The 6654-nt window shown below is 41.1% G+C and carries 5 protein-coding genes; all 5 read left to right on the top strand.

Annotated features, from left to right (window positions below):
• Positions 1-640: 640 nt before the first annotated feature.
• The 5 genes from V7150_RS14875 to V7150_RS14855 all read left to right on the top strand — a co-directional run bounded on the left by V7150_RS14875 (position 641) and on the right by V7150_RS14855 (position 6551).
• Complete coding sequence (locus V7150_RS14875; RefSeq protein ID WP_335519654.1) at positions 641-2062, top strand: UDP-glucose dehydrogenase family protein; 1422 nt, start codon at positions 641-643, stop codon at positions 2060-2062.
• On the top strand, positions 2034-3071 hold the full coding sequence (locus V7150_RS14870; protein WP_335519651.1) for a GDP-mannose 4,6-dehydratase: 1038 nt from the start codon (positions 2034-2036) through the stop codon (positions 3069-3071). The genes V7150_RS14875 and V7150_RS14870 overlap by 29 nt, the downstream gene beginning before the upstream one ends.
• 256 nt (positions 3072-3327) lie before the next feature.
• Positions 3328-3891, top strand: a complete 564-nt coding sequence (locus V7150_RS14865; RefSeq protein ID WP_335519648.1) for a biotin transporter BioY — start codon at positions 3328-3330, stop codon at positions 3889-3891.
• 76 nt (positions 3892-3967) lie between these two features.
• Positions 3968-5455: an AMP-binding protein gene (locus V7150_RS14860; protein ID WP_335519645.1), complete on the top strand. Its 1488-nt coding sequence runs from the start codon at positions 3968-3970 to the stop codon at positions 5453-5455.
• On the top strand, positions 5451-6551 hold the full coding sequence (locus tag V7150_RS14855) for an acetyl-CoA C-acyltransferase (protein ID WP_335519656.1): 1101 nt from the start codon (positions 5451-5453) through the stop codon (positions 6549-6551). The genes V7150_RS14860 and V7150_RS14855 overlap by 5 nt, the downstream gene beginning before the upstream one ends.
• The last annotated feature ends 103 nt before the right edge of the window (positions 6552-6654 follow it).

Below are 6654 nucleotides of genomic sequence, written 5' to 3'. Positions count from 1 at the left end.
GAGCCCTGTATTCAGACAGGACCAAGCTTTTTTAGCCATTCCCTGTCCGAATGAGCCCCGTATTCATACATTAGGGGGTAGTTTATTTAATTGAGGAATAGGATAGGAAACCAGCTTAGAGATACTTCAAGCTGGTTTCTCTTTTTTATGTTCGCTCCTTCATCCGTTCGGGATGAGTCTCCTAGTAAATCAAGCTTTGATTCAACACGTTATAGAAGATAAAGGGTTACAACAGTTGACTGAAGCAGGTCGGGGTCTCGTGTGATCTTGATTCCAATGGGGTAATGGCTCAGGCAGGAAGCAAATCTATCATCAGAGACCGATTTGGACGAACATATTAGAAGGGTTCATTTTTAAAAAATAAAAACCGTTCCTCTGCTTGCGAGGTTTTTTCGAATGTTTGTCGAGAATGTCGTTTGGCTGAGTAGATTTCAGAAATGAACAAATTTATTCCTCTTATGGAAAAAGGGGGTCTATTGTTAAATAAAACTTTAAAGACTATGTTACTATAGTACAAGCGAAAATAAAGGATGTACGTTATTACGACGTTGAAGTATTTTAATTTTAGTATGAGAAATTGAAGGCGATAGCTACTTTTTTGATACCGTTTATTTTAAACACGAGCAAAGGAAGCGTGAAAATGTATAAAATAGCTGTGGCAGGGACAGGTTATGTCGGCTTGGTGGCAGGTGTATGTTTTGCAGAAGTCGGGCATCAAGTAACCTGTGTTGATATCGACGAGAATAAAGTAAGTATGATGGAACAAGGAATTTCCCCAATCTATGAGGCCGGCCTTGAGGAACTCATGCAAAAGAATTTCGCCGCTGGGAGATTAAACTATACTACAGATTATACTCGGGCCTACAAAGAAGCAGACGCTATTTTCATAGGTGTAGGGACGCCGGAACAGCCTGATGGCTCAGCTAATCTTTCATATATTGCTACAGTTGCAAGACAAATAGCTGAAACAATCGAAAAGGATTGCTTAATCGTTGTAAAGTCAACTGTTCCTGTTGGGACAAATGACAAGGTGGAGCAGTTTATATATGACTTCCTTCCGTATGACGGTGAGAAATATACCGGAAATGACGGTAAAGAAATAAGGGTAGAAGTTGCATCCAACCCAGAATTCTTGGCACAAGGTACAGCTGTTCGAGATACGTTACATGCCGAAAGGATTATCATTGGAACTGAAAGTAAATGGGCAGAAGAAATGCTTATGAAGATTTATGAGCCATTTAATATTCCAATTGTTTCTGTTAGTAGAAGATCAGCAGAGATGATTAAATATGCTTCTAATGATTTCCTCGCTCTTAAAATATCTTACATGAATGATATTGCTAACCTTTGTGAACTAGTAGGTGCTGATATTCAAGATGTCGCTCTGGGTATGAGCTTTGATGAGCGGATTGGAAGTAAGTTTTTAAATGCAGGGATTGGTTATGGGGGCAGCTGCTTTCCAAAGGATACTAAGGCACTGAAGTATCTAGCGGAACAACATGGGTATGAGCTTAAAACAGTAAAGGCTGCCATTGATGTAAATACGGAACAAAAGACGATGTTATATAGGAAGGCAAGTAAAAGGTTAATTACCTTTAATGGCCTGAAAGTAGCGGTACTTGGATTGACATTCAAGCCTGGAACTGATGACTTAAGGGAAGCTCCATCACTTGATAATGTACCATTATTGTTGGATCATGGCGCAGATATTTTTGCCTTTGATCCGGTTGGAGCGGATAACTTTAAACGTAGATATCCAGAAGGAAAAATTAGCAATGGAAGTATCACATACGTCGATGATGTTAAAAATGCATTAGACGGTGCCAATGTCTGCTTTATCTTTACCGAGTGGGACGAAATTAAAGCTGTGAAACCAGATGAGTATAAGAAATGGATGAGAACTCCGTTGGTATATGATGGACGGAATATATATGAGTTGCAAGGTATGAGGGAAACTGGAGTTGAGTATCACTCCATTGGAAGAAGCATTTGTGCAAGACTTTCTAAACCGAATGCAAAGGAGATCGACTCAAATGAAGCAAGACTTCAAACCACTAGATAAAAGCAAAACCTATTTGATTACCGGAGCAGCAGGTTTCATTGGATACTTTTTATCTAAGAAGCTGCTTGAGCAGGGCTGCCGTGTTATCGGTATTGATAATATAAATGACTACTATGATATAAATCTTAAGTTTGCTCGTTTAGAGAAACTCGAACCGTTTGAAAAGTTTACTTTTGTTAAGGGTGACATTTCAGACAAGGGTTTGATTAATAGTATATTTGAAGAGTACAAACCTAACATTGTGGTGAATTTGGCTGCCCAAGCAGGTGTACGTTATTCGATAGAGAATCCAGATGTATATATTCAAAGTAATGTCATTGGCTTTTTTAACATCCTTGAAGCTTGCAGATATAATCCAGTGGATCATCTTGTTTATGCATCATCCAGCTCTGTCTATGGGGCAAACAAAAAAGTGCCCTTCTCAGAAACAGATATGGTAGATAATCCTGTTTCTCTTTATGCGGCCACTAAGAAATCCAATGAATTGATGGCTCACACCTATAGCCATCTTTACAAGATACCAGCGACTGGACTTCGATTCTTCACTGTTTATGGTCCTATGGGAAGACCAGATATGGCATACTTCGGATTCGCTAATAAGTATTTTGGCGGTGAGCCAATCAAGATTTTTAATAATGGCGATTTTGAAAACGACCTATATCGCGATTTCACCTATGTTGATGACATCGTGGAAGGGATCGAGCGACTTCTTAGCAACCCTTCTGTTGGGGAGAATAATGTACCTCATAAGGTTTTTAACATTGGTAACAGTAACCCTGAAAAACTAATGGTATTTATTGAAACATTGGAGAAATGTTTGAGTAAAGCTATAGGGCGGGATGTGCTTTTTGAAAAGGTATTTGAACCAATAAAGCCAGGGGATGTACCTGCCACATACGCTTCGACAGAATTGCTAGAGCAGGCGGTAGGATTTAAGCCAAAGACTTCAATTAAGGATGGTTTGCAGAAGTTTGCGGATTGGTATTGTGAGTATTATCAGGTGAAGTAAGATTGGAAAGGGGAATGGGTTAGAAATCCATTCCTCTTATTTGTAATTAAGGGAAGAGTAATGTCCATTACATTAGTTTCTATCTTGTGGTTATAAAAAATAGAAGGATTATTATTAAATAAATGTTTTTAGCTTGGAATAAGGCATTCGAGCTATATTTTCAATTGTTAACCAAAATTTAAATTTAGTTGACAATTCATGTGTCTCCCTTATAAAATAAAATTCGTAATTATATTTATGCATTGGGAGATGAACCATGAAGATTTTAGACATTACATATGTTGCTTTACTTGCGGCTTTTATGGGAGTATTAGGTTTTGTACCGCCCATCATGCTTTCATTCACACCTGTACCGATTACCATCCAGACATTAGGTGTTCTTCTCGCCGGTGGGGTGTTAGGTGGGAGACTCGGTGCCTTGAGCATGACGGTTTTCTTATTGGTTGTGGCTGCAGGAGCACCACTTTTATCAGGTGGCCGCGGCGGCCCAGCTGTATTTGTTGGACCGAGTGCAGGATATTTATTCGCCTACCCTCTTACCGCTTTTTGTGTTGGTTACTTAATATCGCGTTTTAGTAAATTCAAATTTCGCAATATATTACTCATCAACCTGACAGTAGGTATATTTTTGCTCTATTTAATTGGAATTCCTGTACAGGCTTTTATTTTGCATATTCCTTTAAAAAAGGCAATTCTAACAAGTCTAGCTTACGTTCCTGGAGACATTATCAAAGCAATCATTGCATCCTTCCTTGTTAGCAGGCTATTGAAATCCCCTGTTATTAGGCGGAACGTGCATAAAAAAGTAGAGGCACTTTAATGTGTCTCTTTTTTATCAACGGCTTTTGGTTTAAACTTTTTATAATTTGAGATTCATATTAAGTGAGGGGATTCAAATGGCTGCCATTACGGAAACATACAAAAAATATGCTGAACTTTTTCCAGAAAAAATCGCGATTGAAACGGCAACCGAAAAAATTAGTTATCGTATGTGGTCTAATCGGGTTAACCAGACTGCCAATTGGCTCGACTCGTTTACGCTTTCTAATCAAACATTGGGAATTTTGCTGCCAAACGGAATCCCCTTCCTTCTGCTTTTCACTGGCGCTGCTACTGCTGGATGGACCTCAGTCCTCTTCGATTTGAAATGGACGGAAGCAGAACTGCAATCCCGATTAACACTTTCTAAACCTTCCATTTTCGTTACAACAAGGGAGCTGTATCCAAAAGTCAAGCACCTTCATCCGGCCGTCCTGTTATGGGAAGATGTTCTTCAGGAAATCCAACAGGCTTTCATAAAAAGAAGTACGGTAGTAGAGGGAAATCTTCCATTTTATATGGGATTTACCTCGGGCACAACCGGGCTGCCGAAAGCGTTTATTCGCTCACACAACTCATGGGTGGAGAGCTTTGACTGCAGCCGAATTGATTTTCAGATGAACGAAGCCGATCATGTCGTCATTCCCGGTGCGCTCATTCATTCTCATTTCTTGTTTGGAGCCATTAGCACCTTATATTTAGGAGGGAGCCTCTATCTTCTCGAAAAATTCTCTCCTGCCAAGACCCTATCATTAATCGAATCACAGTCTATCACCGCTGTTTATGTTGTGCCGACCATGATTTCTGCCTTTCTTACTGAGGGCAGGAGCATTGATAAACCGATTAAGATTCTATCCTCCGGGGCAAAGTGGGAGGAGCATTCCAAGCAGCAGATCCAGCGGATGTTTCCTCGTTTTTCGATGTATGAATTCTATGGGGCGAGTGAATTAAGCTTTGTTACGGTGTTAACTGACAAGGATAATATCCGGAAACCAGGATCAGTTGGCAGGCCCTGTCATCAAGTAGAAATTGAAATTCGCCGTTCTAACTCTGAGCTTGCTCAACCGAATGAACCTGGGAAAATTTTCGTGAAAAGTAGGATGGTTTTTCTAGGATATTTAGATACAAATGAAGTGAGTGAACATACCGGTCATCGGAGAATCCATACTATTCAGGACGAATATGGCTGGATAACGGTCGACGATATGGGATATTTAGATGAAGATGGTTTTCTCTATCTCTCAGGCCGGGAAAAGAATATGATCTTATACGGAGCGATCAATATTTTCCCTGAAGAAATTGAAAAAGTAATCAGTACCCACCCCAATGTCGAAGAAGTAGCAGTCATCGGCATTAACGATCCATATTGGGGCCAGATTGCCGCGGCGGTCGTGAAAGGAACTGCTTCCAAAATCGAGCTAAAACGATTTTGCAGACTGCATTTATCTTCCTATAAAATCCCTCGCCAATGGTTTTTCATCGAGGAAATGCCATATACAACCAGCGGCAAAATTGCCGGTCCGCAAGTAAAAGATTTCATCGAAAGCAAGGTGACGAACCATTAAAAGAGCCGTAATCGTCCAAGCAAACCGAACGCCGATTGGTAAAAAGAATGGTATGCTTCAAAATCTACAGCCACATGAACTAGCCGCTCCTGTTCTCCGCCAGCTGGCAGCTGGAATCGAAGAAAAAGTAGCAGATGTAATCTTAGGAAATGTGACGGGACCGGGAGGAAACATCGGACGGTTATCAGCTTTAGAAGCAGGGCTGCCACTTTCTGTACCTGGATTAATGCTCGATCGCCAATGCAGCGCAGGCCTCGAAGCGATTCGATTGGCATGCTATTTTATTCAGGGTGGTGCGGGGCTGTGCTATATCGCCGGAGGGATTGAGAGTACTAGCACCTCTCCTTTTCAAAAGCGTGCCCGTTTCGCCCCCGATAACATTGGAGACCCTGAGATGGTAGAGGCTGCAGAATATGTCGCCCAAACATACGGAATTAGTAAATGGCAACAAGATGAATTTGCTCTTCTAAGCTATGAACGAAGCTGGGCTGCGTTTGAAAAAGGATTTTTTACGGAGGAGATTATTCCAGTTGCCGGTTGGGACCAAGATGAAGAATTTTTTAAAAAGAGAAACATGGAGGCATTAATAAAGCGGGCAAAGCCAATTGTCTCTAAAGAACACGGCACCGTTACAGCAGCAAACAGCTGCGCTATTCATGACGGTGCTGCAGCTGCCCTTGTGATGGAGGAGGAAACCGCTTATCGTCTGGGCTTTCAGCCTGTTCTTCGCTTTGTTGACAGTGAGGTTGCGGGTGTCCATCCATTCTATCCAGGAGCAGCACCCATTCCTGCAATCCTAGCCGTATTGCAAAGAAACAAGCTGTCGATGGAAGACATTGGTTTAATTGAAATCAATGAAGCCTTTGCCTCAAAAATCGTCGCCTGTGCGAAGGAACTTTCGATTCCCTATGAAAAGCTAAACGTAAACGGAGGGGCATTAACTATCGGACACCCATACGGAGCATCCGGCGCTATGCTAGTCACAAGACTTTTCTACGAGGTTCAAAGGAGAAGTGAGATAAAATATGTCCTTGCCGCCATCGGAAGCGGCGGTGGAATTGGCATCGCTGTCCTGTTTGAGGTTGTTCCCTCTTAAGGAATGGTTTGGGCTATTTATAAAATTAGTGCAAAGTAGTTTTATTAAAAGTCATGATATTTTATAAATTTATATAAGACAGAAAAAGAAGGATAGATAAAGC

The sequence above is a fragment of the Neobacillus drentensis genome (genome assembly GCF_036965245.1).
Classification (GTDB): Bacteria; Bacillota; Bacilli; order Bacillales; family Cytobacillaceae; genus Neobacillus; species Neobacillus drentensis_G.
The sequence above is the reverse complement of the archived record's forward strand: the minus strand, read 5'-3'. Positions and strand labels throughout refer to the sequence as shown.

Bases quoted from the DNA above. Each gene is read 5' to 3' on its own strand.
- V7150_RS14865 (WP_335519648.1), top strand. From the start codon at position 3,328: ATGAAGATTTTAGACATTACATATGTTGCTTTACTTGCGGCTTTTATG.
- V7150_RS14860 (WP_335519645.1), top strand. From the start codon at position 3,968: ATGGCTGCCATTACGGAAACATACAAAAAATATGCTGAACTTTTTCCA.
- V7150_RS14875 (WP_335519654.1), top strand. From the start codon at position 641: ATGTATAAAATAGCTGTGGCAGGGACAGGTTATGTCGGCTTGGTGGCA.
- V7150_RS14870 (WP_335519651.1), top strand. From the start codon at position 2,034: ATGAAGCAAGACTTCAAACCACTAGATAAAAGCAAAACCTATTTGATT.